We start from the raw sequence: 26,843 nt of genomic DNA, 5'->3' as shown, positions 1-26,843 counted from the left end.
CTTTCACCGGATTCTTCCCTGTTTCAGCTTTGCGGACCGTTGTTTTTCAGGATCTCGTGCTCGGTGCGCTGCCAGATCTCATAGGCGAGCGGATCGCTGCGTTCTTCCAGCAGGTGCCCGACCAGCCCGATCGACCGCGCCATCACGCCAAAGCCGCGCACGATCTGCCAGGGAAAGCCAAACTCACAACAGATCGCGCCAATCGCGCCGGTGGCGTTGATCGGCAGGGACTTGCCATGTGCAGCCTCGGCGCGGGTCTGGATGCGTTGCAGCAGGTCGATATATTCGCCCGACATACCGTTTTCGGCGGCGATTTCAAACAGGCGCGGCGTGCGCGGATCGACCGGCTTGTGCAGCGGATGGCCAAGGCCAGAGATGATCCTCTTCTGCGCCACATGATCGGCCACGACCTTGTCGGCAATGGCATCGAGATCGGCGCCCGTGCCAACCTGATCCTGCGGCAGGGCCGCATAAAGCATCTTCGCCGCACCTTCCATGGAGCCGACAAAGACCGTGCCCAGCCCGCAAAGACCGGCCGCCACCGCCGCCTGCAGCGATTCCGGCGCGCCCATATAGGTCATCCGCGCGGCAATGGCCGAAGGGGTGATCCCATGTTCTACCAGCGTGACGACGATAGCGTTGAATACGCGCGATTCCTCGGGCGTGGGCTGGCGATGGGCGGTCAGCAGGAATGCCACGTCGCCCAGGTTCATCTTGCCAAGAATCTCGCTGGGCAGGTCCAGCCCGCGCACGGTGATCCGGTCGGGCGTGCTCCAACCGATTTCGGAGGTCAGGTTTTCCTTGCGCTTGGCCATTGGTCTTTCATCCTTGTTTATTGCGGTCTCGGCTCGGGCCTGATCGGATCAGGTCGGAATGGGGGGCAGAATCGTTGCATCGGTCAGGGCCTGCACCTCGTCAAAGGAATTGCCGGGCGTCAGCTCCACCAGGCGGAAGCCCTGGGGCGTGACATCCAGCACAACAAGGTCGGTATAGACGCGGCTGACCACGCCCAGCCCGGTCAGCGGATAGGTGCATTGGCGCAGCAGTTTGGGGCTGCCGTCGCGATTAACGTGGCGCATCATCACCAGAATGGTGGGCACGCCCACGACCAGATCCATGGCGCCGCCGACTGCGGGGGGAAATTTCTCGTCCAGCGTGGCCCAATTGGCCAGATCGCCGTTTTCGGCCACCTGATAGGCACCCAGCACGGCGATATCTATGTGCCCGCCGCGCATCATGGCGAAACTGTCGGCATGTTCGAAATAGGCTGCACCCGGGGCCGCGGTGACAAAGCGCTTGGACGCGTCGATCAGTTCGACATCCTCCTGCCCCTCGGGCGGGGTCGGGCCAACGCCCAGGATGCCGTTCTCGGAATGATAGATCACCTCGCGCCCCTCGGGCACGAAGGCCGAGACATGGGTGGGCTTGCCGATCCCGAGGTTAACATAGGAGCCATCGGGAATGTCGCGTGCCACACGCGCGGCCAGTTCGTTGTCATTCAGCGATTTCATGGTCGCACCCCGTATTCGACGACGCCCTGAACGAAGATGCCGGGCGTGACCACATGTTCCGGGTCCAGCGGTTCCGCCGACAGGTGGCGCACCTCTGCCACGGAATACCTTGCGGCTGTCGCCATCACCGGGTTGAAATTGCGCGCGGTGGCGTGAAAGGACAGGTTGCCCCACTTGTCCGCGCGTTCGGCCCGCAGCAGCGCGAAATCGGCGCGTAGGGGGGCTTCCAGCACATGGCCCACGCCGTCGATGATCCGGGTTTCCTTGCCCTGCGCCAGCAGCGTGCCATAGCCCGTCGGCGTGAAGAACCCGCCCAGCCCGGAACCGGCCGCGCGGATGCGTTCGGCCAGCGTGCCCTGCGGAACGACTTCCAGACCGATCTCTCCCGCCTCGAAGCGGCGCTCGAACCAGATCGAGCCGGGCGAGCGCGGATAGGAACAGATCACCTTCGCGACCCGTCCGGCCTTCAGCAGCGTGGCGATGCCGGTTTCGCCAGCGCCGGCATTGTTCGAAATGATCGTCAGCCCCGTCGCACCCTGTTCCAACAGGGCCTCGATCAGGCCAAAGGGGATGCCGGACGAACCGAAGCCGCCGATCATGACAACCGAGCCATCGGTGATCGGGGCCACCGCAGCGGCAAGGTCGGGAAGTCGCTTGTCCATGCTCTCCTCCGTCAGGCGCTTGCCGGCGTGGCCGGGCGCTTCATCATCAGGTTGATCACGATCACCCCGATCAGCAGCGCCACGCCCGCCAGGCTGGTCAGCAGCTCGGGGAAGATGATCAGCACGCCGCCGATGCCGAACAGCACCCGGCTGATCCAGCCAATCCGGCCGACCTTGTAGATCCAGCTTTCGAAGGCCGCGGTGATCGCCCAGATCGCAATCAGCGTCAGCGCCACGCGCTCGATGATCTGCAGCAGGCTGCCTTCCATGATCAGCGCCGGATCGTAGACGAAGATAAAGGGCAGCACGAACAGCGGCATGCCAAGGCGCATAGCCCGAAAGCCCGTCTCGACCGGCTTCGATCCGGCGATATTGGCCGCCGTAATGGCCGCCAGCGCCACCGGCGGCGTGATATAGGACAGCATCCCCCAATAAAGGATGAACAGGTGGCTCGCGATCGGGTTCAGCCCGGCCTGCACCAGCGCCGGGGCCAGCAGGATCGACAGGAAGATATAGCAGGCCGTCACCGTCATCCCCATCCCCAGCACAAAGCTGGTCACGGCCCCCGCCAGCAGCATCAGCGCGGTATTTCCGCCGGCATAAAGCAGCAACTCACGCGAGAAGGCGCCGGCCACACCGGTATAGGACAGGCCGCCGACAACAAGACCGATACCCGCCAGAACTGCCACCAGCCCGGCGATATTGATCGAGATGTCCATGATCAGCGCCTTCAGCCGCGCATAGGTCAGCCGCGTCTCCTTGCGGAATGCGGTCGCGACCAGCATCACGGCCGAGGCGAAATAGGGCGAGCGCGCCTCCATCCGCAGGCCCATCAGCACATAGATCAGCACTGCCAGCGACAGCAGATAGGGCCAGCCGGACTTGAGCACCGGCCAAATTGGCGGAGTATCCGCGCGCGGCAGACCCTGCAGCCCGCGCCGGGCGGCAAACATGTCCACCTGGAACAGCAGCGCGACATAGAACAGCAGCGCCGGAATGACGGCCGCGGTCACGATGCTGGAATAGGGCACCCCCAGAAACGAGGCCATGACGAAGGCGACCGTTCCCATGACCGGCGGCATCAGCGTCGCCCCGGTCGAGGCGCAGGCCTCGATCGCAGCGGCATAGCTGGCCGGATAGCCAACCTTGCGCATCGTCGGGATCGAAAACGGCCCAGAGGTCAGGATGTTGGAAATCACGCTGCCCGACAGCGAGCCAAGGATGCCCGAACCCAGCACCGCCACCTTGGCCGGACCGCCGCGGCTGTGGCCCAGCAGCGCCGAGGCCAGCTCCATGAAGAAATCGCTGCCCTTGGTGACGACAAGGACCGAGCCGAAGATGACAAAGCCGATCACCAGTTCGGCCACCACCTGCATCGGAATGCCGATGATCCCCTCGACCCCCAGCACATAGGCGCGCACGGTGCCAAGCGGCGAATAGGAAGTGCCCCACAGAAATCCCGGCATGTAATCGGCGTAAAGCGGATAGGTGCCGAAAAGCACCGCAGTACCCAGCAGAATGTTACCGCCGGCGCGGCGTACGCCCTCCAGCACCAGCACGATCAGGATGCTGGCCATCAGGTCGGCCATCGGCGGGGCGTCGTATTCCCAGCCCTGCTGAATGATTTCCAGCCCGTGCATGCCAAGCCAGGTTGCGCTGACCAGTGCAGCGACGGCCAGCGGCAGGTTCAGCCACAAAAGCCGGCCGTTCTGCCCACTGCTCACCGGCAGGGTCAGGAAGGCGATGGCCAGAAAAATGCCGATCAGATAGTACAGATAGGCGTTCCCCAGCGGCTGAAACCCAAACAGATTCAGCAGGAATTGCTGATTAATCGCCATCAGGACGCCCAGTGCGCCAAGCGCGATGACCAGCCAGCGCACCAGCCGGGTCTCTGGCGAATCTCCCGCCAGTACGGTTTGCGTCGTCAGCGCCGGTGCGTGATCGGTGTCTGCCGCGCCGCCCGGCGCTTCAGTCGGGTCTTTGTGGTGATCTTGGGACGTCATGAACGAGATCCTGACCTGCGGGATGTTCCCCCGGAACCTGCGCACCGGGACCATCTATTCCTGAAAGCGAAAACGGGGACGCCGTGGCGTCCCCGCATGCGTTGGGGCTTAACTGAGACCGGCCAGGACCTCGGCGCGGCGCGCCATCCAGGCATTGGTGAATTCCTCGCCGGCAAGGCCGGAATTCGCCGCGGTGAACTCTTCCCATGCTGCGATAAGCGCGGCTTCGCGTTCGACCCGCTTCTGGTTCCAGGCGTCGTCTTCGGCCGTCCAGATACCCTTTTCTTTCAGATAACGGATGGCGCCGTCATGGAAGGGCACGTCAATTGCGGGCTTGCCGGACTGTTCCAGCGTCCAGCGTTTCATCGTCGCGGTGCCGTCCTTGTAAAGATCGAAGGACTCATCCAGCGCCTTGATGAAGGCATAGACCTCGTCATCGGTCTTTTCCGGCAGCGTGGTGATGACCGGATAGCGATAAGCGGCCATCTTGGCGATCTCGCCCTCGGGCAGGCCGGCGGCGATATCCTCGTCAGACGGGCTCATGATCGGCAGCACGCTTAGAAGCGCATCCCACCCTTCCTGATTGTCGGCTTCGATCGGGGCATAGTGGATGCCACGCGGACTTTCGGCCAGTTCATACAGCTGGCTGGTGGTCGGTGTGGTGCAGGTCGCATCGGATTCGTTGCGCGTCATCGACGACATGGCCGCGGCATAGGTCGGGAAGGTCACCACTTCGACATCGTCCAGCGACAGGCCGCCGAAGGCCAGGATGGCCTCGCATTTGACATTGACCGACGGGTTGCCGGCGACAAAGGCGATACGCTTGCCGCGCGCGTCGGCGATGGTGTCGATCCCGGCATCACCGGCGGTGATCAGGGTGATGCCGGCGGGACGGCCGGCAACGGCGCGCAAGGCGCGCGGCCCCCATTCCGGCACCGCGAAATCGAATGCCCCTTCGTTGATGAAAAAGGCCTCGGTCGCCAGAAAGGCGTAATCGGCGCGGCCTTGAAACAACGGCTGCAATCGTCCGATGCCGCTGCCCGAAGGCTGAATGCGGACACGCGTGCCGAACTGCTTGCCGAAGGCGTCGGCAATGGCCGAGGCCTCGGCATAGCCGGCCGAGCCGACGTCATAAGACGTCCAGATCATCGTTTGCGGCAGTTCCTGCGCCGCAGCTGGCAGCGCGGCGGTCATCAAGGCGGCGAAGGCGGCCGCGCGATAGGTTTTCGTCATGCGTTGTTCCTCCCGATTGTTGGGCAGGTGGTCGACCTCCTCCGTCGGGCCGCGGCAGCTACGCGTCGCGGCACCCTGCCATTCGTGAATACACCGTGGAAGACTGGCGCCCATGTTTCAAATGCATTATTAATATATCAGTGATGCCACGGAGGCATGGATGGATATCCGCCAGCTGCGCAACTTTATCCAGATCGTCGAACTCAGCAGCATTACCGCCGCCGCAGAACACCTTCGCATCGCGCAACCCGCCCTTTCGCGTCAGGTCAAGGCGCTGGAAGAGGAACTGAACGTCGTCCTTCTGCGCCGCCACGGTCGCGGTGTAATGCCGACCGAGGAAGGGCTGCGCCTCGCCCGCCGCGCCAAGGCCATTATCGAGGAAATCGACAACCTCGCCGGCGATCTTACAGGCGATCAGCGCCTGCTGACGGGAACCGTGACACTGGGACTGCCGCCGACCGTGGCCGAGATTCTGGCCACCCATATGATCGAACGCACGATGCAGAATTTCCCCGAGGTGAAGCTGCGGATCGTGTCCGGGTTCAGCGGCCACGTCCAGGACTGGCTGCTGCGCGGAAAGATCGACCTCGGCGTGGCTTACGAAGGACAGAAATCTACCCTGATAAAATCTCAACCAATTCTTTTAGAGCAACTTTTTCTAATTCAGCCATCGACCGGCGCGGCCAGCTCGGACGGCATACCGATCCACGCGCATGAGGCGCTGAATCAGCCGCTGATCCTGCCCAATCCCGAACACGGGCTGCGCGGCCGCATCGACGCAATCGCCCATGCCGAGAAGATTGACCTGAATGTGGTCTTGGAAATCGATATCCTGCCGACCATGCTGGCCTTTGTGGAGCGGGGTCTTGGCAACACGATCCTGCCGCTGGTCAGTGTCATCACCCAGATCCGCGCCGGCAAGCTGATCGCGCGGCCGATCGTGCGGCGCACCATCGACCGCACTCTGATCCTGATGACACCGCTGAATCGCCCCGGATCGCGCCTGACCAGCGGATTCGCCGAATTTCTGACCGCAGAGGTCCATAAGCTGGTTACCGCGGGCCAATGGCCCGGAACTACCTTGTAGGTAGCTATGCCATAGCGGCATATTTAACTAACCAACGATACTATGTAGGCATTTCTTGCAGCTCGTCAGGCGGCTGGGTGTGACGCAATTTGCCCAGACCAGCAATTTCGCCCCCCCCTCAGACCACGCCAGAGATCATTAGCCCCCCCAGAAGCAGCAGCCAGACCGTCAGGATGGTCAGACTGTACGCCCCGTTCCACACCGGTCCGACGCGCCAGACCGGCCGCTCGACGATGGTCGCGGTAATGATGATGGTGGTGATGAAAGGGGACAGCCCAATCACCGCAGTCCAGCCGCCGGTAATGCCGAGGGCAATGGCCGTGTCCGACAGGTTCGGCACCGCCAATTGCACCGCCACCGATCCCAGGACCGAGGCCGATACGATCGGGTTCACGCCAAGAAAAGCCAGCGCGAAGATCGACAGCGTCAGCCCCAGCGCCATCGTCACAGGACCAAGCCCAAGCGCGCCGATCCCCTCGCGCAGGCTGTCCATTGGGATCAGCGCCAGCAGCAGCACGGGCAGGAAGCCGGCGGCAGCGAAGACGCCAACCTCGGGCGCCATGTCGGACAATCGGCCCCAGACGCCCGCGCCGGCCTGTCGCAACCCCTCGGCAGCTCCGCCCGGGCTGCGCAAGCCCGACGCCGCCGCCCACAGCGCGGCATAGCCCGGCACAGCAAGAATCAGCGCCTGCTGAAAGCTTAGCGCGGTCAGCCCGTGCAGCAGGAAGACCGCCGCACCCAGCGCCAGCACATGCCCCAGCAGCAGCGCCGCTCCGGTCCAGGATCCGTCTGGCGGCTTCGGTGGCGCCAGGCCGCGGCCACGGAATGGCCGGCCATCGCGGCGGTCAAAGGCCCAGCCGATGGCGACGAAAACGAAAGAGACGGCAAAGCCGAGCGGCCCGAACTGCACATAGCTGATCCCCGGCAGCGCGATCAGAATCGCATTGGTGGCAAACCCAAAGGGCGACCATAAGGAAATCAGGCCAAAGCCGCGTATGATGGCCAGCGTCATCCGGCGCAGCCGCGCCTCTCGCGCGTCCTCGGGCAGTTGGTCCGCGCCGGTCGCGACCATCGAACGCCGCGACAGGTCCAGCAGCAAGGCGAGGCCGCCGAAATTGATCAGCACGCCGAACAGGTGGCCGCCGAAACACAGCGCCAGATAGCGGCGCGAGGGCGGCTGGCCCGTCAGGAAGACGCCCGCGCGGGCGACCTCTGGCGCGATGGCGGCGGCGGCGCGCAGGGTGCCCAGCATGGCAATCAGCGCGGCCAGAAACAGCATCCGGTCAGCGGCGCGCATCAGCACCTCGGGCGGGACACCCCGGCGCAGCGCCAATACCAGCGCAGCCAGTGACAGCATCACCGGCACCCAGGTGCCGACGCTGAACTGCCGCCTGCCCAGCAGCAGAAACAGGCACAGCGCGGCCGAGGCCGCCAGCACCAGCCCGTCCGATTCCACGAAGACCAGCACCGCCGCCGAGACCATGGCGAAAGCCAGAAGCGCGCGCCTCAGGCTGGCGGCGGGATCGGCACCCATGGCATTGCGGCGGGCGGTCAGCATCCCCGAAACTGGGGGCTGCGCTTCTCGCGGAAGGCGGCGCGGCCTTCGGCGGCGTCACTGCTGTTCAACAGCAGCGATTGCAATTGCTGTTCATAATCCAGCGCCGCGCCCAGATCGCGGGCGAACCAGTCATTGACGAACTGGCGCGCCAGCGGCGCTGTCGCGGCTTCTTCCAGCGCATGGGCACTGGCAACCGCCAGCAGTTCGTCCGCCGTGGTCAGGTGGTCGGCAATTCCCATCGCCAGCGCCTCGGTCGCGTCGACGGCGCGGTTATCAAGGAACAGACGGCGCGCACGTGCAGGACCAATCCGCGCCGGCAGCGTTGCCAGCAGGCCCATATCGGGGATCAAGCCGATCCGGGAAAAGCTGGCGACGAAGCGCGCCCGGTCGGACGCCACGACAGTTGGGCAAGCAAGCGCCAGCGCAAAGCCGCCGCCCGCCGCCCAGCCATCCACCGCCGCCACCAGCGGCTTGGAAAAGCGCGCCATACGGCTGACCATGTCCTTGATGACGGCGAACCGTTCACGATGTGCGGAGATGCTGCGTTCGCGCTGATCGCGAATATCGCCCCCGGCCGAAAAGTTGCCGCCCGCTCCGGTCAGCACGACTGCCCTGACGGTGTCGTCGCCCTCGGCCTCGGACAGGGCGGCGGACAGGCGTTGACGCAACGGATGGCCGATCGGGTTGCGCCGTTCGGGATCGTTCAGCGTGATAAGAAGCAGCCCGTCCGGCTGTCTGGTGATCTCGATGCTCATGCTGCCTCTTTGACGCGGAACAATCCGTTGCCGATGACGACCTTGTCGCGTTCGACTGCGCGGGTGCGAAACGAGCCATCCGACCAGATCTCGGTCCGCAGCGTCTCGCCGGGGAAAACGTGGGCGGTGAAGCGCCCGGCCATAGCGCCGAACCGGCTGGCGTCGTAATCGCACATCACCGCCAGCAAGGCATGAGCCGCGCAGCCAAAGCTGCACATGCCATGCAGGATCGGGCGGTCGAAGCCGGCCTTCGCGGCCACGCGTGGATCCAGATGCAGCGGGTTCGGATCGCCGTTCCAGCGGTAATACAGCGCCTGTTCGAGCCGGGTCGGCGTGTCAAAGACGTGATCGGGTGGGGTTTCGGGCAGTTGATGGGCTGGTTTGACCGGACCGGCGGGCCCGCCATAGCCGCCATCACCCCGCAGGAAGGTGGTGCCGGTGCAGGTCGCGATCAGCGAATCGTCGGTCGCGTCGCGGATCTGCTTTTCGTAATACATCAACGCGCCGCGCCCCTCGCCCTTGTCGACCAGCCCTGTGACGCGGGTCCGGGCGCGGATGGTGGCCTGTTCGGGTATCGCGCGGTGGATGGTAATGCCCTGTTCGCCATGCACCACCTTCAGCGCATTGACCCCGGTTTCGGGATTGCTCAGCCAGAAGCCGGGATGGCCCAGCACGTTGACGATGGCAGGCATTACCCGCCGGTCATCGGCCAGTCCGCCGGTATAGGCCAGCTGGCGCAGATCCGTCGGATCCTGCCCCATTCCCACGGACAGGCCGTAAAGCGCCACCTCTGCCGGGCCATAGCTTTGTTGGATCTCGGGGATGTCGAAATTCAGCAGCTTGTCATGGTCAATGGTCACGGCCGCCCCCATCCAGTTCGATGACCGCATCCAGCGCATAGGCGCCCTGCCCCGCCGGCAGCGCCAGAACCGGGTTGAGATCGACCGAGACCAGCCGCTCCCCTGCCCCCGCCGCAAATATCGACAGAGACGAAAGCATCTGCGCCAGCGCGTCGATATCGGCGGGCGGCTGGCCCCGCGCACCGCGCAGGATCGCCGCCCCCCGGATCGAGCCGATCATCTCGCGCGCGGTATCCACATCGAAGGGGCAGGCCCGCAATGCCACGTCGTTCAGCAGCTCGACGAAGATGCCGCCAAGGCCAAAGACAGCGACCGGCCCGAAGGTCGGATCGCGGTTGATGCCCATCAGGCATTCGACGCCGCCGGTCAGCTGTTTCGCAACCAGAACGCCGCTGATCCGGGCATTCGGCGCGTGGGTGGCGGCCGCTTGCAGGATCTCGGCATAGGCGCTGCGGACCTCTTCGGGGGTGGTCAGGTTCAGCTTGACCGCGCCGATATCGGACTTGTGCAGGATATCGGGCGAGAGGATTTTCATCACCACCGGAAAGCCGAAGCTTTCGGCTGCGTCGATGGCGGCGGCGGGGTCGGTGACGGCCTGTTCGGGGGCCGCAGCAATGCCGGCATCGGCCAGCAGCGCCTTGGCGGCGGCCTCGTCCGGGGTGGCCTCTGGCAAGGCCACCGACGCGGCCCTGGGCGGCGGTGCGGGCTGGAGACGCTCGCGGTCGGCGCCGAAGCGCATCACCGCATCCAGCGCCCGCGCAGCCCGGCAAGGATCGCTGAAGATCAGGATGCCTTCGTCATCATAGCGCCGCAGCACCGCCGGATCGCCGAGGGCGCAGAAGGCAATGATGCGGTCGGGATATGCCGCACGCAGCGGCTTCATCGCGGTCAGGACCAGGTCCGACATGGCCGGGCTGCCGGCGACATAGGTCAGGAAGCACAGAACCGCGCCATAGCCGCCTTCTTCCAGCGCGGCGCGGGTGAAGGTTTCCAGAAGCGAAGGGTCGTTCAGCGCCTGCGCCGTGCAGTCCAGCGGGTTGACGGGCGAGGCATAGGACAGCACGCCTTTCAGCCGCGCCTGCGCATCTTCGGGCATGGGCGGCATCGGCAGGCCGATACGTTCGGCCTCGTCGCTGATGACGATGCCGGCGCCGCCGCTGACGGTGATGACCCCCAGCGAATGGCTGGACGGGAACACCCGTTTGGAGGCCGCATAGGCGTAATCCATCATCGTTTCGGGGTCGCGCAGGATGATCGCGCCGTGGTCGGTCAGCACCGCGTCGGCCACCACCGCATCCCCCGTCAACGAGGCCGTATGCGACGCCGCCGCCCGCGCGCCCACTGCCGAGCGCCCGGATTTCAGCGCGAAGACCGGCTTGCCCGCCGCGCGCGCCGCATCCAGCGCCGCCAGCAGCGCGGGCGCGTCATTCACGGCCTCCATATAGGCGCAAATCACGTCCGTGGTGTCGCTTTCCGCCATCCAGCGGATCGCCTCGGCCACGGTGATGTCGGCCTCGTTGCCGGTGGTGATGAGGACCGAACAGCCCAGCCCGCGGTCGCGCGCCAGCGCGCCCAGATGCGCGCCGAAGGCCCCTGACTGGCTGGCGATGCCAATATTGCCGGCGCGCGGATGGCCGGTATCCAGCGAAGAAGAGAAGGTCCCGTAATAGCCGATATCGACGTTATAGACGCCCAGCGTGTTCGGCCCCAGCACGCGCATGCCGTATTGGCGGGCCAGTGCCAGCATCTCGCGCTGCGCCGCCTCGCCTTCCTCGCCCGTCTCGGCAAAGCCGGCGGAAAACAGCGTCACCGCCTTGCATCCCTTGCGGCCAAGCGCGGTAATGGTTTCGGGGATCAGTGATGCCGGAACGGCGATCAGGGCGGCGTCGGGGGCCTCTGGCAGGTCATCGACGCTGGCGAAGCAGGGCAAGCCCTGAACCTCGGTCCGCCGCGGATTCACCGGCATGATCCGACCCTTGAAGCCAGCGCGCAGCATGGCCGCGATGGGCCGGCCACCGATGCGCGTTGGATCGTCCGAGGCGCCGATCACGGCGACCGAACGGGGGGCGATCAACGCATCAAAATGCGGTTGGCTGGTCATCGCATTGCCTCTGGGCTGCGGATGGCTTGTTTCGCTGTCATTGCTTCCTCCGAAAATCGCTGGCGCCCTAGCCGTCCCATTCCAGCAACAAATGGGTCTGCGTCGTCACCGCCGCGACCTTGCCGTCGCTGCGTGTCACGGTGACCTGCAACACCTGAATGCGGCGACCGGCCTGCAGCGGCACACAGCGCGCAGTCAGCACGTCGCCAACTTTCACCGCACGCATGAAGTTGGTCTTTGCCTCGACGGTGGTATTGGTCTGGTCGGCATCGCTGTTGATGAAGGCGGCGCTGCCGGCGGCGTTGTCGGCCAAGGTCATCATCGCACCGCCGTGCAGAACCCCGTTGCGATTGGCCATCGCCTCGGTCACGCGCATGCGGCAGATCACCTCTGCCGGCGTGACCTTGACGATCTCGATCCCCAGAAGCCCTGCAAAGTTGGACTGCGGGGGCATCTGGTCAAGTCGGCGCGTCCCCATGTCAGGCGGCGCGCGCGGCCAGCGTACGGCGTGCGATCACCAACTGCTGGATCTGACTGGTGCCTTCATAGATCCGCAGAAGGCGAATATCGCGATACAGCCGTTCGATGTCGTATTCAGACATATAGCCCGCGCCGCCATGGATTTGCAGCGCGCGATCGGCGATGCGGCCGGCGGCCTCGGTGCAGAAATACTTGGCACAGGATGCTTCAAGGATCGCCTTGCCCTCGCGGTCGAAGGTTTCGGCAGTGGCATGCACCAGCGCCCGCGCGGCGTGCAGGTCGGCCTGGCAATCGGCCAGCAGGCCCTGGACAAGCTGGTGTTCACCGATCGGCTTGCCGAATTGCTTGCGCTCCAATGCGTAATCTGTGGCGATGTCCAGCATCCGCTGGCCCTGCCCCACGGCCATGGCGCTGACATGAATGCGGCCCCGGTCCAACACCTTCATCGCCGTGCGGAACCCCTTGTTGAGGTTGTCCGGCCCGCCGATGATCGCGGTTTCGGGGATGCGCACGTCTTCAAAGATCACGTCAGAGGTCTTGGTGCCGCGCTGCCCCATCTTGCGGTCGGGCGTCGCAACGGTGATGCCCGGTGTGTTCGCCGGAACGATAAAGGCCGATACGCCGTCCGCGCCGGGCCTGGAGGGATCGGTGCGCGCAAAGACGGTAAAGACCCCCGCGCGGACCGCATTGGTGATGAAACGCTTGGTGCCGTTGATGACGAAATCGGTTCCGTCGCGGCGCGCCATGGTACGAATCCCGCCCGCGTCCGAGCCGTTATCGGGTTCGGTCAGTGCGAAGGACGCGATGACCTCGCCACTTGCGATGCCGGGCAACCATTCGTCCTTCTGTTCGGGCGTGCCGTCCATGACGATGCCCTGCGCACCGATGCCGACATTGGTCCCGATCAGCGAACGGAAGGTCAGCGAGGCATAGCAAAGCGCCTCGATCAGGCGCGCCTCTTGCGGGACGTTCAGACCGATGCCGCCATATTCTTCAGGCGTCGACAGGCCGAACAATCCCATCTCGCGCATCTCGGCGACGATCTCCTCGGGGATGTCGTTTTCTTCCTCGACCCGTTTTTCGGCGGGAATCAAACGCTCTCGCGCGAATCGGTCAACGACCTGCAAAAGCTGTTCGAAAACATCGGCATCCACCCCGGAACTCATGTCATCTCTCCTCGCTTGCTTACTGTGTTTCATTCTGTATGATGAATATCATTCTGCAAGGAAAATCTTGATGGGCGAAGAACAGACCTCGAAACCGGTGCCCGCAGTCCTGAACGCGACCGCGATCCTGCGGCTTCTGGCGGGGCGCGGGACGGCGATGGGCGCGACCCAGATCGCGCGCGAGGCTGGGCTGAATGTGTCTTCCGCATTCAACATCCTGCGCACGCTCGCCCATGAGGGCCTGCTCAGCTTCGACCCGGAATCCAAGACCTACCGGATCGGCATGGGGGTGATGGAATTCGCAGCCCCACTGCTGGGGGCGAACCCGGCCGACACGATCCGGCCGCTGGCCAATGCCATCGCCCAGGACCATCAGGTGATGATCGCGCTGTGGCAAGTGACGGCGGGCCGGCGGATCGTGCTGATCGACCATTTCGCCGCCCCGCGGATCGTGCAGGCGGTGATTGCGCCAAACAGCCGCCTGCCGGTCTTCGCCGGCGCCGTCGGCCGTTGCTATGCTGCCCGGTGCGGGCTGGACGAGGCGCAGGTGCGCAAGGGTTATGACAATGTGCGCTGGCAGTCCGCCCCCGGCTTCGATTCCTACTGGCAGGACGTGCAGGCGGCGCGCGAAACCGGCCATGCCCGCGATCGCGGCAACCTGTTCCGCGGCCTCGACATTGTCGCCGCCATGGCCTGCGACGCCGAGAACACGCCGCGGCTGGGTCTCAGCAGCATCACCATTTCGGGCCAGCACGGCGATGACAGCCTGCTGCGCGTGGCCGAAGCCCTGGCCGAAGCGGCCAAACAGATCGAGCGCGGCCTGTTCTGCCGCCCGAGCCCCCCATAACCCCAAGGACATGAAGGAGGAGACATGTCGCAGAAACCGCTTGAAGGGAAAGTCATCCTGGTTACCGGCGCTGGCGGCGGCATCGGTCGCGCCATCGCCATGGAAGCCGCCCGCGCCGGTGCCAGCGTGGTCATCAACGACCTGGGCGCAACCCTGGATGGGCGCCGCGAATCCAGTGCCGCCGCCAGCGCCGTTGTCGCCGAAATCGAGAAGGCCGGCGGCCGTGCCGTCGCCAATGGCGATGACGTGTCCGACCCGGACGGCGCGCGCGCCATGGTCAAGGCGGCCACCGACGCCTTCGGACGACTGGACGCGGTGGTCAACAATGCCGGTATCCTGCGCGATACCTTCTTCCACAAGATGAGCTTCGAAGACTTCGACGCCGTCGTGAAGGTGCATCTTTACGGCAGCTTCAATGTCAGCCGCGCCGCCGCCGATGTAATGCGCGAACAAGGCAGCGGCAGCTTGATCCACATGACCTCGACCTCGGGTCTGATCGGCAATCTGGCGCAGGCGAATTATTCGGCGGCCAAGCTGGGCGTGGCGGCATTGTCGAAATCCATCGCGCTGGATCTCGCTCGCTGGAATATCCGCTCGAACTGCATCGCACCTTTCGCATGGAGCAGGATGACATCCTCGATCAAGGTCGACAGCCCTGAACAGGAAGAACGCGTAAACCGCATGAAAGAAATGTCGCCCGAAAAAATCGCCCCGCTGGCGCTTTATCTGGCATCCGACGCGGGCGCGGACACCACCGGCCAGATTTTCGCCGTGCGCAATAACGAGATTTTCCTGATCTCGCAGCCGCGCCCGCTCCGCGCGGTTCATCGTGGCGAGGGCTGGGACATCGCCAGCGTCGCCAGCCACGCCATCCCGGCGTTGAAGCGCAGCTATGTGCCGCTGGAGGTATCGGCCGATGTGTTCAGCTGGGATCCGGTCTGACGGATCCGCTGCGAAAAGGGGCGTTCCCAGCGGCACCGATTGCAAATCGCAAACACGGTGCCGCGATGCTTGGATACGGTCAAGGTCGCCGTACTGCGCACAGTGTCGAATCTCGACCGCGCACATGCAGGGCAAACCACGGCCGAATCCCTTTCTGCGACGTCGGGCGGGTTCATGCCGGCAACGGACACCGCGTTCCGGGTTGAAAATGCGTTTTCCCACGCGATCATTGCCGATTGGTCCCGCTTTGAAGGCGGCGCTGCAACGAAGCGATCATCAACAGCGCAGCGGCTCTAGTGCCGCCGCCGCGCCGTTGATCCGTAAAATGACACCCGCGCCTTACCGTTCTGCATCCATCTGATGCAGCTTCTCGACCCGACGGCGAAAATCCTCATCCGTTGAGAACTCCGCCGCAAGGAACGAGTCGATCAGGTCGAATGCCAGCCACGGCCCGACGATCTGGGCGCCGATGCACATGATGTTCACATCGTCATGCTCGACCGATTGGTGGGCGGAATGGACATCGTGACAGACCGCCGCGCGGATGCCGCGCACCTTGTTGGCGGCAATGGCGGCGCCGACGCCGGTGCCGCAGACCATCAGGCCGCGTTCGGCACGACCATCACTCACCGCGCCGGTCACCTGCTTGGCCACATCCGGGAAATCGACCGGCTTTTCGTCGAAGCTGCCCACATCCTCGACCTCGTGACCCTGCTTGCGAAGGTGATCCAGCACGGCTGCTTTCAGCGGAAACCCGGCATGGTCAGAACCGACAACAATACGCATTTTGAAACCTCTCATTTCAGCGGAGCATTCTGGGAAGCCACAGGACCAGATCATCGGCGAAGGTGATGATGCCGAGTGTCAGCAGCAGCGGGATATAGAAGGGCAGCAGCGCGCGCAGAAGCTGCCGCAGCGAGATCTGGGCGATCTGGCTGACGAGGAACAGCGACAGACCCATTGGTGGGGTCAGCAGACCAAGCATCAGGTTGAAGATCACGATGATGCCCAGATGGACCGGGTCGATCCCGGCCAGCACCAGCGGCGGCGCGATGACGGGCACGACCAGCAGCGTTGCCGTTGTGCTATCAAGGAACATGCCCGCGATGAAGAAGATCAGGTTCGCGATGAGCAGAAGCACGATCGGATCGCTCGCGAACTGCAGGATGAAGCGGGCGAAATCCTGCGGGATCTGCTCGACCGCCAGGATCCAGCCAAACAGCGAGGCTGCGGCCACGATGATCAGGATGGCACTGGTTGCACGCGCCGTTTGCAACGTCGCGTTCCACAGATGCGACCAGGTCAGTTCGCGGTAAATCAGCCCGCTGATCAGCAGTACATAGCCGGCGGTGACCGCCGCGGCCTCTGTCGGGGTAAACATCCCCGCCATCATGCCGGAGATCATCAGGATCGGTGCCAGCAGCGCCGGAAGCGCGGGCAGGAAGGCGTCGAACAACTCGCGCAGGGTCGGCCAGCGTTCGGCGCGCGGCATGTTGCGCAGGATCGCGATGACCGCGGCGGTGATCATGAGCAGCACGATGCAGATCAGCGCCGGAACGATCCCCGCGATGAGAAGCTGGATGATCGATACGCTGGTGACCGACCCATAGACGATGAGCGGGATCGAGGGTGGAAAGATCGGCCCCACCACGGCCGAGGCCGCCGTAACCGCGGCGGAATAGGGGGCCGAGAACCCGCGCTTGCGCATCGCCTCGATCTCGATCCGGCCAAGCCCGCCGACATCGGCAAGGGCGGCACCGGACATGCCGGAAAAGATCAAGCTGGAGAAGATATTGACCTGTGCCAGGCCACCCGGAATCCGCCCGACCAGTGCATCGGCAAAGCGGAATATCCGCTCGGTCACGCCGGCCAGGTTCATCAGGTTGCCGACGAAGATGAAGATCGGCACGGCCACCAGCGGAAAGCTGTCAAGCGCATAGGTCACGCGCTGCGCCAGCAGTCCAAGCGGCAGGCCTTCGGCAATCACATAGACGATTGCGGGAAGCAGGATCGCGTAGACGACCGGCGTTCCCAGCATGAAAAGCACCAGGAAGGCGAAGATGATGGCCAGACCCATGTCAGGTCACCTCGTCGATTTTCGGGCTTGGGGGATTGCGCAGATGGACCAGATGCAGGACAGCCGCGCCTGCAAAGCCGAACAGCGTGGCACCCAGGAACAGCCAGAACGGAATTTTCAGCGTCGGCGTGGCATTGCGCATATTGTCCGAGATGTTGAGCGCGACGACCACGGCAACGAACGCGCAGGCGATGACCGAGCAGACGGCGATCACGCGGATGATGACGCGGCGCAATCGCTGCGGCAGGCTGTCCTGTATCTCGCTCATCACGATATTCTCGCCACTCGCCACGACCAGCGGATAGGCCACGAAAACGCAGCAGATCAGCAGGAAGCGCGTCAGTTCTTCGGCGCCGATGATGGGCCGGCCAAAAAGGTCGCGCATGACGACCTGTGCAAAGGGCACCAGGATCAGCACCAGAAGCAGCAGCACGCAAACGAGTTCAAGCAGTCGTTTCATGGACGCCTCGCATCAAGCGGGTGGGCAGACCTGCCCACCCGACCGGTTTCATTCGACCGCCGTGATCTGTTCGATATAGGGCGTGTAGTCGGGGAAATCGGTGTTGATCTGGGCCAGAACCTTTTCGCGGAAGGCATCCAGATCCAGCCCGTTCTCGACCGTGGTAAAGGTCATGCCGTTATCGGTCAGCTCGGTGATCAGCGCCGCCTCGTCCTCCTGCGCCCAATTCAGCGATTCCTCGGCCTTCTTGTCCAGGACCTCGGTGATTGCTGCGCGCTGTTCCTCGGTCAGGCCCTGCCATGATGCCTCGTTCACGAAGACGGCCAGCACCGATTGCATATGCCCGGTCATCGCGACATGGCTTTGCACCTCGTAAAGCTTGTTGGCCGAAATCATGGTCAGCGGGTTTTCCTGCCCGACGACCAGCCCGGTCATCAGTGCGGTCGGCAGTTCGGCCACTTCGACAGGCGTCGGTGTGGCGCCAAAGCCCTTGACCATCGACACCCACAGATCCAGCGGCACGGCCCGGAACGGCTTGCCTGCCATGTCATCAGGCGACTTGATCTCGAAATTCGACGAGATATGGCGCGCGCCGCGATAGATGCGGCCAATGATGCGCACGCCACCCTGTTCGACCAGCTTTTCGTTGATCTCCATCAGCGCGGGCGAGGTCGCGGGATCGGTCGCCGCCAGCGCGTGGGCGCCATCGCGATAGATGAAGGGGGCGTTGAAAACGGCCACCTCGGGCGTGATCCGTGCCAGCGACGCGAAGTCGTGATGCCCCATCTGGATGGTGCCCATCTTCACGCCGTCGACCATCTCGGCCACATTGCCAAGCTGGCTGGCCGGGAAGACCTGCAGCGTCACCTCGCCATTGGTGGCGGCGCTGATTTCCTCGGCCGCTTCGGCTGCATAGCGGGTCTGGATATCGCCCTCTGCGCCGACATGCGCATAGCGCAGTTCTTCGGCGGCGGCTGGGAACGCGCCCAGAAGGGCCAGTGCTGTTGCGCCAATCAGCGCCTTTGCGTTGGTGAATTTCATCTCTTCCTCCCTGATATGCCGGCCCCTCAGCCGGTTTTGCGGCGATAGGCGTCGATCAGGCTTTTCCGCCTCAGCTCATCACCGATTGAAAAATGTTCGCGCAGCCGCTGGTCGGCCTCGTCGGGGTTCTTGCCGACGATGGCCAGAAAGACCTCGCGATGGGCTTCCGCCAGATCGCCGATGATCTCGCGCGATTTGTAGGTCGTGCGCCGCCGTTCGATATGGCTTTCCTTCAGCAGCGTCGACAGCGCCGCATAAAGCGTCGAAAGCGAGCGGCTGTGGCTGGCCGCAACGATGGCCTGATGGAACATGAAATCGGCCTTGCCGCCGATTTCGGGATCGTCCAGCGTCTGCATCAGCACCTCCAGCCAGTGGCGCAGTTCAGACAGGTCGTGGTCCGTCGCGCGGCTGCAGGCCAGCCGGATCGCCTGACATTCGATCGCGATCCGCGCCTGCATGACATCCGCCAGCACATCGCTTTCCTGCGACAGGCAGAAGGTGAAGAAGTCGGTCAACACGCCGAAATCGGCCTGCGCGATATAGGTGCCGCTGCCCTGCCGCGACCTGAGCAAGCCCAACATGGTCAGCGAGCGTAGCACCTCACGCAGCAGCGGGCGGCCGACGCCGATCTGCTGGGCCAGTTCACGTTCGGGCGGCAGACGGTCGCCGACTTTCAGGCTGCCGTTAAGGATGTTGGCGCGGAAATAGGCCGATACCTTCTCGGACCCGCGTTCCCCGGCAATCTGTGCATCCTGCGTCATGGTCTTGGCTCGTCTAGCTGTGGTCGCTTTTCGCGACCCCTGCGAACATTTAGAGACGCCTGGGAAATTGGTTCAATATTAATCGTTATTGGTAATACCAATCATGCGGCGGCAAACCGCCCGTCTTGGCGTGGCCGCAGCGCAAAAGAGGCAGGCAGCGTACATTCCAGCCGCGAGAACGCGGCGGCCATCACGCCAGGCGCGTAACATGGGCGGTTTTGCTGGGGCGAGCCCAGCCCCAAAGAAAAGGCCCGGAGTTTCCTCCGGGCCGATCCGATTACCAGCTGGTGATGACCGAGCCTTGATACTTGTCCTCGATGAATTTCTTCACCTCGGGCGAGTGATAGGCCTCGACCAGCGGCGCGACCCATGCCGCACCTTCATCACCCTTGCGGACCACGATGATGTTCACATAGGGGCTGTCGGCGCCTTCGGATGCGATGGCGTCGGTTTTCGGGTTCAGGCCCGAAGCCAGCGCATAGTTGGTGTTGATGATCGCAATATCCGCATCCGCCAGCGCGCGGGGAAGCTGGGCGGCGTCCAGTTCAAGGAAGCTCAGATCCTTCGGGTTCTCGGTCACGTCCAGCGGGCTGGGGACCAGACCAGTTCCCTCGGCCAGCTTGATGACGCCCAGATCCTGCAGCACCAGCAGCGCGCGGCCGCCATTGGTCGGATCGTTCGGGATCGCCACCTTGCCGCCTTCCGGCAGCTCGGCCAGATCCTTGATCTTGTCGGAATAGATGCCCATCGGCGTGGTGATCGTGGTGCCGACCTCGACCAGTTCAAAGCCGCGATCCTTGATCTGGTTTTCAAGGTAAGGGCGGTGCTGGAAGCTGTTGGCGTTCAGGTCGCCGTCATTCAGCGCCTGGTTCGGCACGACATAGTCCGAGAACTCGATCACTTCGATGTTCAGGCCCTTGGGCGCGGCAACCTTGGCGACTTCTTCCATGATCTCGGCATGTTCGCCGGGCGAGACGCCGACCTTGATATCTTCGGCCATGGCGGCGGCAGCCGACAGGGCAAGGGCGGATACGATTGTGGTGAGACGAAGCATGTTAACCTCTCTTCGCTTTCAGAAACCTAGTTGCCGCGATTGCGCGGCGCGCGCTTGTCCACCCGCGCGGCGATCCATTCGCCGATGGATTGGACAAGCTGGACCATGACGATCAGGATGACCACGACGGCCAGCATCACATCGGGCATGAAGCGCTGATAGCCATAGCGGATGCCCAGATCGCCCAGGCCTTCGCCGCCGACCGCGCCGACCATGGCGGAATAGCCGATCAGGCTGACCACGGCGAGCGTCAGGCCAAGGGTGATGCCGGGCAATGCCTCTGGCACCAGCACCTTGCGGATAATCTGGTAGGGCGTGGCGCCCATCGCGCGCGCGGCCTCGATCAGGCCGGCGTCGACCTCGCGAATGGCGTTTTCGACAAGCCGGGCGATGAAGGGGGTGGCGGCGATGGTCAGCGGGACGATGGCCGCCGTGGTGCCGATGGAGGTGCCGGCGATCAGCCGCGTAAACGGAATGATCGCCACCACAAGGATGATGAACGGAACAGAACGCGCGGCGTTTACGACCAGCCCCAGCACCTTGTTCAGCAAGGGCGAGGACAGCAATTCGCCCCTTTGCGAGGTCGCCAGGAACACCCCCAGCGGCAGGCCCAGAACGGTGCCAAGAATGGCCGAGATCGCGACCATATACAGGGTTTGCAGGGTCGCGTCGTAAAGCAGGGCGATCAGGTTAGCGGACATAGCCAAGCACCTCTGTCAGCAGGCCGTGGCGTTGCAGATATTCGCGGGCATCTGAGCCGCGTGCAGCATCGACGGAAATCAGCAGGTTGCCGAAGGGATGCGGGCCGATTTCCTCGATCGCGCCTGCAAGGATATTGACCGAGATCCCCATCTCTCCGGTCAGTTTCGCCAGCATCGGATCAGTTGCGTGGCTGCCGGCAAAGGTTACGCGGATGACTTCTTCCGATGCGCCGTCGGGGCGGCTGTCCTGCATGCGGCTTGCGATAAAGGCCGGCAGGGTGATGCCGGTCACGCCGGACAGGAAGCTGCGTGTAGTTGGGTGCTTTGGCTGTACGAAAACGTCATAGGTCGGCCCGGATTCGACGATCCGGCCGCCGTCGATCACCGCCATGTGGCTGGCAATATCACGCACGACTGCCATTTCATGGGTAATCAGCAGGATCGTCAGCCCCAGATCGCGGTTGATGTCACGCAGCAGGCCCAGCACCGTCTGCGTGGTTTCGGGATCCAGCGCCGAGGTCGCCTCGTCCGACAGCAGCACCTTGGGCTGCGTCGCCAAGGCGCGGGCAATGCCCACGCGCTGTTTCTGGCCGCCCGACAGTTCGGCGGGATAGCGGTTCGCCTGCGCCTCAAGGCCCACGCGCGCAATCAGGTCGGTGACACGCTGCTTGATCTGGCCCGAGGGCAGACCGGCGATTTCCAGCGGCAGGGCGATATTGCCGTAAACCGTGCGCGAGGCCAGCAGGTTGAAATGCTGAAAGATCATCCCGACCTCGCGCCGGATCGCGCGCAGATCGGCGCCGCTGGCGCGGCCCACGTCGCGGCCGCCCACGGTGACGGTGCCCGATGTCGGCACCTCCAGCCCGTTGACCATGCGCAGCAGCGTCGACTTGCCCGCGCCGGACCGCCCGATGATGCCGCAGATATCGCCTGCACCGATGTCCAGCGTCACATCGCTAAGCGCGACAACGCGCCCGCGCCCGGACGCGTCGAAAGCTTTTTCAACCGCATCGAATCTGATGGCGGCACCGGTGGAAGTGGGCTCGGGCATGGTTTGCGTACTGTGTCCTTCAAACGCTGGGTCGGTAGCGCGAATCCCCATCGAATGGCAAGGCGGCGAAAGGCGCGGAGGCCACAAAGGAACCAGTTTCCAAAGCCTTTCGTGGCGCGGTGACCCCGTTTCGGGCTTTTTTGTCGCAGGGTGACAATGGCGCGCCAAATCCGCGCCGCGTGGCGCGTTGTTCCGCGATCAGGTTCCGCTGGCCGGGGTCAGCGTCCCCTGATCTATCAGGAAATGCGCCGCGAACGGCACCGCGACCGCGCCCAAGGTCCGCGCGTGGCGTCCCAGCGAGCCTTCGACGACCTGCGGCATGCTCATCCCCGAAAAGTCGAAACCCGGCAAGGCTGCGCTGATACGGGCGGCCAGATCGGCGCGGATATGGGCGGGCATCCAGCCGTCGATCACCACCGCGTCCAGATCCAGAACCGCGCAACTGGCGGCAATGGCATGGGCGGAACTGCGCGCAGCCCGGTCGAGCCATGCGTCCAGCACCGGCTGCGGCACCTTCCACTCGTCGCCATCGGTCAGGATGCGCCCATGCGGCAGCGCCTGTTCCAGCAAGTGGATCGAGGCGAGCTCGATCAGTTGCCGGGGCCGCCCCTCCCACCCGATCGGCATGGAACCAATGGCGCCGGCATTGCCGCTTGGCCCGTCATACAGGCGGTTATTCAGCACCAGCCCGCCGCCAATGAAATATCCGAAATACAAATGCAGGAAATCGGCGGGCAGGTCGGCAGAGCCGAACATCAGTTCCGCCCCGCAGGCGGCTGTCGCATCATTGCGGGTATAGACTGGCAGGCCGGACTGTTCCGCCAGACGCTCGGCCAACCCCAGATCGCGCCATCCCGCCATGTGTTCGGGGGCCATGCCGATCAACGCGCCCCAGTTCCACATCTCGGATGGAATGGCGATGCCGATGCCAAGGGCACGCGCGCCGTCGCCCTGCGCCATGATCCGCGCCACGGCATCGGTGACGAATGCCGCGACCGGCCCCGGCTCTGGCTGGGTGTAGGTCTGCGACAGCGTATCGCGGATCTGGCCGGTCATGTCCCCCAGCACGACCTCGGTACTGCGGCGGCCGACCTTGACGCCGACAAAGAAAGCGCCGTCCGGGTTCAATGCGAACGGGATCGAGGGCTGGCCAACGCGGCCCCGCATCGGCTCCCCTCCGACGATCAGGCCCTCGGTTTCCAGCTTGCGGGTAATCACGGATACAGCCTGCGCCGACAGCCCCGTCCGCGCCGCCAGTTCGGCCCGCGACAGCGTACCGTGACGATGCAGAAGCGTAATGACCAGCCGTTCGTTGCTGGCACGCATACTGGTCTTGTTGCTGCCCCGCAGGACAAGCCCGGTCGAATCGGTCAACGTCTTCCTCCCCCGACGTATCGGGTCCATTTCGGCGCAAGCCCCTGAATAAATCAACTGAAATGATTTATTGACAGAAAGCGATTCGCGCCGCACCATTTGCGCATGCGTATCCATGGGAGGATCAAATGCGCTTCAACAAGAAATTTGCCCTGCTGGCCGGTGTCGCTGTCCTGTCGATGGGCGGGGCTGCTTCTGCCCAAGACGCGGTGGGCGCTTGCCTGATTACCAAGACCGACACCAACCCCTTCTTCGCCAAGATGAAGGAAGGCGCGGTTGCCGCCGCCGAAGAAAACGGGATCGAGCTTTCGACCTATGCCGGCAAGATCGATGGCGATGTGGAAACCCAGGTCGCGGCGATTGAAACCTGCATGGCCTCGGGTGCGAAGGGCATTCTGATCACCCCGTCCGACAGCCGCGCGCTGGCACCCGCCATTGAACAGGCACGCAACGCCGGCGCGCTTGTCATTGCGCTGGATACCCCGTTTGAACCCGCCGACACCGCTGACGCCACTTTCGCCACCGACAACTTCAAGGCGGGCGAGTTGATCGGGCAATGGGCGGCAGCGACGCTGGGTGATGCAGCGGCGGACGCGAAAATTGCCTTCCTCGACCTGAACCCGTCGCAGGTTTCGGTCGACTACCTGCGCGATCAGGGTTTCATGCAGGGCTTTGGCATCGACATCAAGGAACCGACCAGGATCGGAGACGAGGATGACGCCCGCATCGTCGGCCATGACGTGACCGACGGCAATGAAGACGGCGGTCGCACGGCGATGGAAAACCTGCTGCAGCAGAACCCCGAAATCAACGTCGTCTATACCATCAACGAACCCGCCGCCGCCGGCGCTTACGAGGCGCTGAAGGCGATGGGCAAGGACAGCCAGGCGACCATCGTGTCAATCGATGGCGGCTGTCCGGGCGTCCAGAACGTCAAGGACGGCGTGATCGGCGCGACCTCGATGCAGTTCCCGCTGCTAATGGCGTCCGAAGGCATCAAGGCGATCAAGGCCTTTGCCGACAGCGGCGAGAAGCCTGCGAACTCGGAAGGGCTCGATTTCTTCAATACCGGCGTGACGCTGGTGACCGACAAGCCGGTCGACGGGATCGAATCCATCACCTCGGAAGAGGCCCTGACCCAGTGCTGGGGCTGATCTGACAAACGGACCGGCGGCACTGCGCCGCCGGTCGCTCGCGCCGTTTATGGGGGGATACCACGGTGACGGAAACCGAACAGCCGCCGCGCACGCGGCAGGATTTCGAAAACACATTGGATCAAAGCGACAAGCGCGTCGCCAGCTTCGAATCGAAGCATTCGGGCTTCATGGATCGCGCCCAGCATTTCCTGCATGGCAACCCGACCATGGTGCCGGTGATCGTGCTGATGATCTCGCTGCTGATCTTCGGGGTGATTGCCAACAACTTCTTCTCGGCATTCAACCTGTCGCTGATCATGCAGCAGGTGTCGATTATCGGGATGCTGGCCGCCGCGCAATCGCTGGTCATCATCACCGCGGGCATCGACCTGTCGGTCGCCGCGATCATGGTGCTGTGTTCGGTCGTGGCCGGCAAACTGGCGGTAGAGCTGGGCGTGCCGTCCATCATCGCGCTGCCCATGTCCTTCATCCTTGGCGCGGCCTGCGGTTGGCTGAACGGCTTTCTGATCACCCGCATCAAGCTGCCGCCCTTCATCACCACGCTTGGCACATGGAACGTGTTCTATGCGCTGATCCTGTACTTTTCCGGCGCGCAGTCGATCCGGGGCGCGGATATCGACGCCAACGCGCCCTTCCTGAAATTCTTCGGCAATTCGATCCCGATTGGCGGGGCGCAGATCACCTATGGCTCGATCCTGATGGTGCTGATCTTCGTCGTGTTGTGGTTCATGTTGAACAAGACCGCCTGGGGCCGCCATGTCTATGCCGTGGGCGATGACAAGGACGCGGCGGAACTGGCCGGCATCCAGACCAACAAGGTGCTGCTGTCGGTTTACGTTCTGGCGGGCCTGATCTGCGCGATTGCCGGATGGGCGTCCATCGGGCGGGTCGGTTCGATCTCGCCGCAAAGCTTCTATGAAGGCAACCTCAACTCGATCACCGCTGTCGTCATCGGGGGGATCTCGTTGTTCGGCGGGCGCGGCTCGATCATGGGGGCGTTGTTCGGGGCGCTGATCGTCGGCGTCTTCCAGTCTGGCCTGCGTCTGGCCGGTGTGGACGTGCTGTGGCAGGTCTTTGCGACCGGCTGGCTTATCATTCTCGCGGTCGCCATCGACCAATGGATCAGAAAGGTTTCGGCATGAGCACCCCTGTTCTGAAAGCGCGCGGGCTGGTCAAACGCTATGGCCGCGTCACGGCGCTGGATCACGCGGATTTCGACCTGTATCCGGGCGAGATCCTGGCCGTGATAGGCGATAACGGCGCGGGCAAGTCCAGTCTCATCAAGGCGATTTCCGGCGCGGTCCAGCCTGACGAGGGCGTCATCGAGCTGGACGGCAAGCCGGTGCAGTTCGGGTCGCCCATGGAAGGCCGGCAGGCGGGGATTGAAACCGTTTACCAGAACCTTGCTTTGTCGCCCGCCCTGTCCATCGCCGACAACATGTTCATGGGCCGGGAAATCCGCAAGGAAGGCTTCGCCGGCAAGTGGCTGAAGCAACTGGATCAGGCGCAGATGCGCAAGATCGCCCGCGAAAAGCTGTCGGAACTGGGGCTGATGACCATCCAGAACATCGACCAGCCGGTCGAGACGCTGTCCGGTGGTCAGCGTCAGGGCGTCGCAGTGGCGCGGGCGGCGGCCTTTGGGTCCAAGGTGGTGATCCTTGACGAACCCACGGCGGCGCTTGGCGTCAAGGAAAGCCGCAAAGTGCTGGAGCTGATCCTGGACGTGAAATCGCGCGGCCTGCCCATTGTGCTGATTTCCCACAACATGCCGCATGTGTTCGAGGTCGCCGACCGCATCCACGTCCACCGGCTGGGCCGCCGCCACGCCGTCATTCGGCCCGGCGACTACACCATGTCAGATGCGGTGGCCTTCATGACCGGCGCGAAGGACCCGCCGCCGGACAACGAAGCGGCCTGATCGGGGTCGCAAACCGGGGCAGAGGCAACTCTGCCCCGGTTTTC

27 protein-coding genes are annotated in these 26,843 nt (G+C 63.9%); 7 read left to right on the top strand and 20 right to left on the bottom strand.

Annotated features, from left to right (window positions below):
- Positions 1-23 precede the first annotated feature (23 nt).
- From G7044_RS16025 to G7044_RS16005, 5 genes are all read right to left on the bottom strand, one after another.
- The gene (locus G7044_RS16025) at positions 24-815 is read right to left on the bottom strand and encodes a citryl-CoA lyase (protein WP_166330699.1); all 792 of its coding nucleotides are present in this window, start codon (positions 813-815) and stop codon (positions 24-26) included.
- Between the two features lie 48 nt (positions 816-863).
- Positions 864-1,511 carry a 3-oxoacid CoA-transferase subunit B gene (locus G7044_RS16020; protein WP_166330697.1) on the bottom strand — a complete coding sequence of 216 codons (648 nt, stop codon included), beginning with the start codon at positions 1,509-1,511 and terminating at the stop codon, positions 864-866.
- On the bottom strand, positions 1,508-2,173 hold the full coding sequence (locus G7044_RS16015; RefSeq protein WP_166330695.1) for a 3-oxoacid CoA-transferase subunit A: 666 nt from the start codon (positions 2,171-2,173) through the stop codon (positions 1,508-1,510). Before G7044_RS16015 ends, G7044_RS16020 begins: the two co-directional genes overlap by 4 nt.
- A gap of 11 nt (positions 2,174-2,184) precedes the next feature.
- Complete coding sequence (locus G7044_RS16010) at positions 2,185-4,176, bottom strand: TRAP transporter permease (RefSeq protein ID WP_166330693.1); 1,992 nt, start codon at positions 4,174-4,176, stop codon at positions 2,185-2,187.
- Between the two features lie 108 nt (positions 4,177-4,284).
- Positions 4,285-5,409 (bottom strand): TAXI family TRAP transporter solute-binding subunit, encoded by a 1,125-nt coding sequence (locus tag G7044_RS16005; RefSeq protein ID WP_166330691.1) that lies wholly within the window; start codon positions 5,407-5,409, stop codon positions 4,285-4,287.
- A 160-nt stretch (positions 5,410-5,569) separates the two neighbouring features.
- Here G7044_RS16005 and G7044_RS16000 point away from each other — a divergent pair, with 160 nt between their 5' ends.
- The gene (locus G7044_RS16000; protein ID WP_166330689.1) at positions 5,570-6,496 is read left to right on the top strand and encodes a LysR family transcriptional regulator; all 927 of its coding nucleotides are present in this window, start codon (positions 5,570-5,572) and stop codon (positions 6,494-6,496) included.
- Positions 6,497-6,614: 118 nt separating this feature from the next.
- Here the strand turns inward: G7044_RS16000 and G7044_RS15995 are convergent, their stop codons facing one another.
- The 6 genes from G7044_RS15995 to G7044_RS15970 form a co-directional block, all read right to left on the bottom strand.
- Positions 6,615-8,054, bottom strand: coding sequence for a hypothetical protein (locus G7044_RS15995; protein ID WP_166330687.1), 1,440 nt, complete (start codon positions 8,052-8,054; stop codon positions 6,615-6,617).
- The gene (locus G7044_RS15990) at positions 8,048-8,809 is read right to left on the bottom strand and encodes an enoyl-CoA hydratase/isomerase family protein (protein ID WP_166330685.1); all 762 of its coding nucleotides are present in this window, start codon (positions 8,807-8,809) and stop codon (positions 8,048-8,050) included. The genes G7044_RS15995 and G7044_RS15990 overlap by 7 nt, the downstream gene beginning before the upstream one ends.
- Entirely contained in the window at positions 8,806-9,669 is an 864-nt protein-coding gene (locus G7044_RS15985; RefSeq protein WP_166330683.1) for a MaoC/PaaZ C-terminal domain-containing protein, read from the bottom strand. Before G7044_RS15985 ends, G7044_RS15990 begins: the two co-directional genes overlap by 4 nt.
- On the bottom strand, positions 9,659-11,770 hold the full coding sequence (locus G7044_RS15980) for an acetate--CoA ligase family protein (protein ID WP_166330681.1): 2,112 nt from the start codon (positions 11,768-11,770) through the stop codon (positions 9,659-9,661). The genes G7044_RS15985 and G7044_RS15980 overlap by 11 nt, the downstream gene beginning before the upstream one ends.
- 67 nt (positions 11,771-11,837) lie before the next feature.
- On the bottom strand, positions 11,838-12,224 hold the full coding sequence (locus tag G7044_RS15975) for a PaaI family thioesterase (protein ID WP_235931356.1): 387 nt from the start codon (positions 12,222-12,224) through the stop codon (positions 11,838-11,840).
- Positions 12,225-12,249: 25 nt separating this feature from the next.
- On the bottom strand, positions 12,250-13,416 hold the full coding sequence (locus G7044_RS15970) for an acyl-CoA dehydrogenase family protein (RefSeq protein WP_166330678.1): 1,167 nt from the start codon (positions 13,414-13,416) through the stop codon (positions 12,250-12,252).
- Positions 13,417-13,486: 70 nt separating this feature from the next.
- Between G7044_RS15970 and G7044_RS15965 the strand changes: the two genes are divergently transcribed.
- Genes G7044_RS15965 through G7044_RS18255 form a run of 3 tightly spaced genes read left to right on the top strand, consistent with a single transcriptional unit; the run spans position 13,487 to position 15,502 of the window.
- Complete coding sequence (locus tag G7044_RS15965) at positions 13,487-14,263, top strand: IclR family transcriptional regulator (RefSeq protein ID WP_166330676.1); 777 nt, start codon at positions 13,487-13,489, stop codon at positions 14,261-14,263.
- 24 nt (positions 14,264-14,287) lie between these two features.
- Positions 14,288-15,205 (top strand): SDR family NAD(P)-dependent oxidoreductase, encoded by a 918-nt coding sequence (locus G7044_RS15960; protein WP_166330674.1) that lies wholly within the window; start codon positions 14,288-14,290, stop codon positions 15,203-15,205.
- 57 nt (positions 15,206-15,262) lie between these two features.
- Positions 15,263-15,502 (top strand): nucleoside phosphorylase-I family protein, encoded by a 240-nt coding sequence (locus G7044_RS18255; protein ID WP_407947417.1) that lies wholly within the window; start codon positions 15,263-15,265, stop codon positions 15,500-15,502.
- A 42-nt stretch (positions 15,503-15,544) separates the two neighbouring features.
- On the opposite strand, the gene rpiB is transcribed toward G7044_RS18255, so the two are convergent.
- The 9 genes from rpiB to G7044_RS15910 all read right to left on the bottom strand — a co-directional run bounded on the left by rpiB (position 15,545) and on the right by G7044_RS15910 (position 23,724).
- Complete coding sequence (gene rpiB / locus G7044_RS15950; RefSeq protein ID WP_166330669.1) at positions 15,545-15,991, bottom strand: ribose 5-phosphate isomerase B; 447 nt, start codon at positions 15,989-15,991, stop codon at positions 15,545-15,547.
- A 16-nt stretch (positions 15,992-16,007) separates the two neighbouring features.
- Positions 16,008-17,282: a TRAP transporter large permease gene (locus G7044_RS15945; protein ID WP_166330667.1), complete on the bottom strand. Its 1,275-nt coding sequence runs from the start codon at positions 17,280-17,282 to the stop codon at positions 16,008-16,010.
- Between the two features lies 1 nt (position 17,283).
- Positions 17,284-17,742 (bottom strand): TRAP transporter small permease, encoded by a 459-nt coding sequence (locus tag G7044_RS15940; protein ID WP_166330665.1) that lies wholly within the window; start codon positions 17,740-17,742, stop codon positions 17,284-17,286.
- 48 nt (positions 17,743-17,790) lie between these two features.
- On the bottom strand, positions 17,791-18,783 hold the full coding sequence (locus G7044_RS15935; protein WP_166330664.1) for a TRAP transporter substrate-binding protein: 993 nt from the start codon (positions 18,781-18,783) through the stop codon (positions 17,791-17,793).
- Between the two features lie 26 nt (positions 18,784-18,809).
- Complete coding sequence (locus tag G7044_RS15930) at positions 18,810-19,544, bottom strand: FadR/GntR family transcriptional regulator (protein WP_166330662.1); 735 nt, start codon at positions 19,542-19,544, stop codon at positions 18,810-18,812.
- A gap of 277 nt (positions 19,545-19,821) precedes the next feature.
- Positions 19,822-20,598 carry a MetQ/NlpA family ABC transporter substrate-binding protein gene (locus tag G7044_RS15925; RefSeq protein ID WP_166330660.1) on the bottom strand — a complete coding sequence of 259 codons (777 nt, stop codon included), beginning with the start codon at positions 20,596-20,598 and terminating at the stop codon, positions 19,822-19,824.
- A gap of 26 nt (positions 20,599-20,624) precedes the next feature.
- Entirely contained in the window at positions 20,625-21,299 is a 675-nt protein-coding gene (locus tag G7044_RS15920; protein ID WP_166330658.1) for a methionine ABC transporter permease, read from the bottom strand.
- Positions 21,289-22,350 carry a methionine ABC transporter ATP-binding protein gene (locus tag G7044_RS15915; protein WP_166330657.1) on the bottom strand — a complete coding sequence of 354 codons (1,062 nt, stop codon included), beginning with the start codon at positions 22,348-22,350 and terminating at the stop codon, positions 21,289-21,291. Before G7044_RS15915 ends, G7044_RS15920 begins: the two co-directional genes overlap by 11 nt.
- 198 nt (positions 22,351-22,548) lie before the next feature.
- Positions 22,549-23,724, bottom strand: a complete 1,176-nt coding sequence (locus tag G7044_RS15910; RefSeq protein ID WP_166330655.1) for an ROK family transcriptional regulator — start codon at positions 23,722-23,724, stop codon at positions 22,549-22,551.
- Positions 23,725-23,852: 128 nt separating this feature from the next.
- On the opposite strand from G7044_RS15910, the gene G7044_RS15905 reads away from it, so the two are divergent.
- From G7044_RS15905 to G7044_RS15895, 3 genes are all read left to right on the top strand, one after another.
- Positions 23,853-24,878: a sugar ABC transporter substrate-binding protein gene (locus G7044_RS15905; protein WP_166330653.1), complete on the top strand. Its 1,026-nt coding sequence runs from the start codon at positions 23,853-23,855 to the stop codon at positions 24,876-24,878.
- A gap of 65 nt (positions 24,879-24,943) precedes the next feature.
- Positions 24,944-26,023: an ABC transporter permease gene (locus G7044_RS15900; RefSeq protein ID WP_166330651.1), complete on the top strand. Its 1,080-nt coding sequence runs from the start codon at positions 24,944-24,946 to the stop codon at positions 26,021-26,023.
- Complete coding sequence (locus G7044_RS15895; RefSeq protein WP_166330649.1) at positions 25,999-26,799, top strand: ATP-binding cassette domain-containing protein; 801 nt, start codon at positions 25,999-26,001, stop codon at positions 26,797-26,799. Before G7044_RS15900 ends, G7044_RS15895 begins: the two co-directional genes overlap by 25 nt.
- Positions 26,800-26,843: the final 44 nt, after the last annotated feature.

The organism is Paracoccus xiamenensis, assembly GCF_011308835.1.
Classification (GTDB): domain Bacteria; phylum Pseudomonadota; class Alphaproteobacteria; order Rhodobacterales; family Rhodobacteraceae; genus Paracoccus; species Paracoccus xiamenensis.
The sequence above is the reverse complement of the archived record's forward strand: the minus strand, read 5'-3'. Positions and strand labels throughout refer to the sequence as shown.

What these genes read in the sequence shown, in the direction of transcription:
- G7044_RS15980 (WP_166330681.1), bottom strand. Translation starts at nt 11,770, where the DNA reads ATGACCAGCCAACCGCATTTTGATGCGTTGATCGCCCCCCGTTCGGTC.
- G7044_RS15965 (WP_166330676.1), top strand. Translation starts at nt 13,487, where the DNA reads ATGGGCGAAGAACAGACCTCGAAACCGGTGCCCGCAGTCCTGAACGCG.
- G7044_RS15945 (WP_166330667.1), bottom strand. Translation starts at nt 17,282, where the DNA reads ATGGGTCTGGCCATCATCTTCGCCTTCCTGGTGCTTTTCATGCTGGGA.
- G7044_RS16025 (WP_166330699.1), bottom strand. Translation starts at nt 815, where the DNA reads ATGGCCAAGCGCAAGGAAAACCTGACCTCCGAAATCGGTTGGAGCACG.
- G7044_RS16010 (WP_166330693.1), bottom strand. Translation starts at nt 4,176, where the DNA reads ATGACGTCCCAAGATCACCACAAAGACCCGACTGAAGCGCCGGGCGGC.
- G7044_RS16020 (WP_166330697.1), bottom strand. Translation starts at nt 1,511, where the DNA reads ATGAAATCGCTGAATGACAACGAACTGGCCGCGCGTGTGGCACGCGAC.
- G7044_RS15915 (WP_166330657.1), bottom strand. Translation starts at nt 22,350, where the DNA reads ATGCCCGAGCCCACTTCCACCGGTGCCGCCATCAGATTCGATGCGGTT.
- G7044_RS15905 (WP_166330653.1), top strand. Translation starts at nt 23,853, where the DNA reads ATGCGCTTCAACAAGAAATTTGCCCTGCTGGCCGGTGTCGCTGTCCTG.
- G7044_RS15930 (WP_166330662.1), bottom strand. Translation starts at nt 19,544, where the DNA reads ATGACGCAGGATGCACAGATTGCCGGGGAACGCGGGTCCGAGAAGGTA.
- G7044_RS15920 (WP_166330658.1), bottom strand. Translation starts at nt 21,299, where the DNA reads ATGTCCGCTAACCTGATCGCCCTGCTTTACGACGCGACCCTGCAAACC.
- G7044_RS16000 (WP_166330689.1), top strand. Translation starts at nt 5,570, where the DNA reads ATGGATATCCGCCAGCTGCGCAACTTTATCCAGATCGTCGAACTCAGC.
- G7044_RS15925 (WP_166330660.1), bottom strand. Translation starts at nt 20,598, where the DNA reads ATGCTTCGTCTCACCACAATCGTATCCGCCCTTGCCCTGTCGGCTGCC.
- G7044_RS15995 (WP_166330687.1), bottom strand. Translation starts at nt 8,054, where the DNA reads ATGCTGACCGCCCGCCGCAATGCCATGGGTGCCGATCCCGCCGCCAGC.
- G7044_RS15940 (WP_166330665.1), bottom strand. Translation starts at nt 17,742, where the DNA reads ATGAAACGACTGCTTGAACTCGTTTGCGTGCTGCTGCTTCTGGTGCTG.
- G7044_RS15960 (WP_166330674.1), top strand. Translation starts at nt 14,288, where the DNA reads ATGTCGCAGAAACCGCTTGAAGGGAAAGTCATCCTGGTTACCGGCGCT.
- G7044_RS15990 (WP_166330685.1), bottom strand. Translation starts at nt 8,809, where the DNA reads ATGAGCATCGAGATCACCAGACAGCCGGACGGGCTGCTTCTTATCACG.
- G7044_RS16005 (WP_166330691.1), bottom strand. Translation starts at nt 5,409, where the DNA reads ATGACGAAAACCTATCGCGCGGCCGCCTTCGCCGCCTTGATGACCGCC.
- G7044_RS15935 (WP_166330664.1), bottom strand. Translation starts at nt 18,783, where the DNA reads ATGAAATTCACCAACGCAAAGGCGCTGATTGGCGCAACAGCACTGGCC.
- G7044_RS16015 (WP_166330695.1), bottom strand. Translation starts at nt 2,173, where the DNA reads ATGGACAAGCGACTTCCCGACCTTGCCGCTGCGGTGGCCCCGATCACC.
- G7044_RS15970 (WP_166330678.1), bottom strand. Translation starts at nt 13,416, where the DNA reads ATGAGTTCCGGGGTGGATGCCGATGTTTTCGAACAGCTTTTGCAGGTC.
- G7044_RS15895 (WP_166330649.1), top strand. Translation starts at nt 25,999, where the DNA reads ATGGATCAGAAAGGTTTCGGCATGAGCACCCCTGTTCTGAAAGCGCGC.
- rpiB (WP_166330669.1), bottom strand. Translation starts at nt 15,991, where the DNA reads ATGCGTATTGTTGTCGGTTCTGACCATGCCGGGTTTCCGCTGAAAGCA.
- G7044_RS15975 (WP_235931356.1), bottom strand. Translation starts at nt 12,224, where the DNA reads ATGCCCCCGCAGTCCAACTTTGCAGGGCTTCTGGGGATCGAGATCGTC.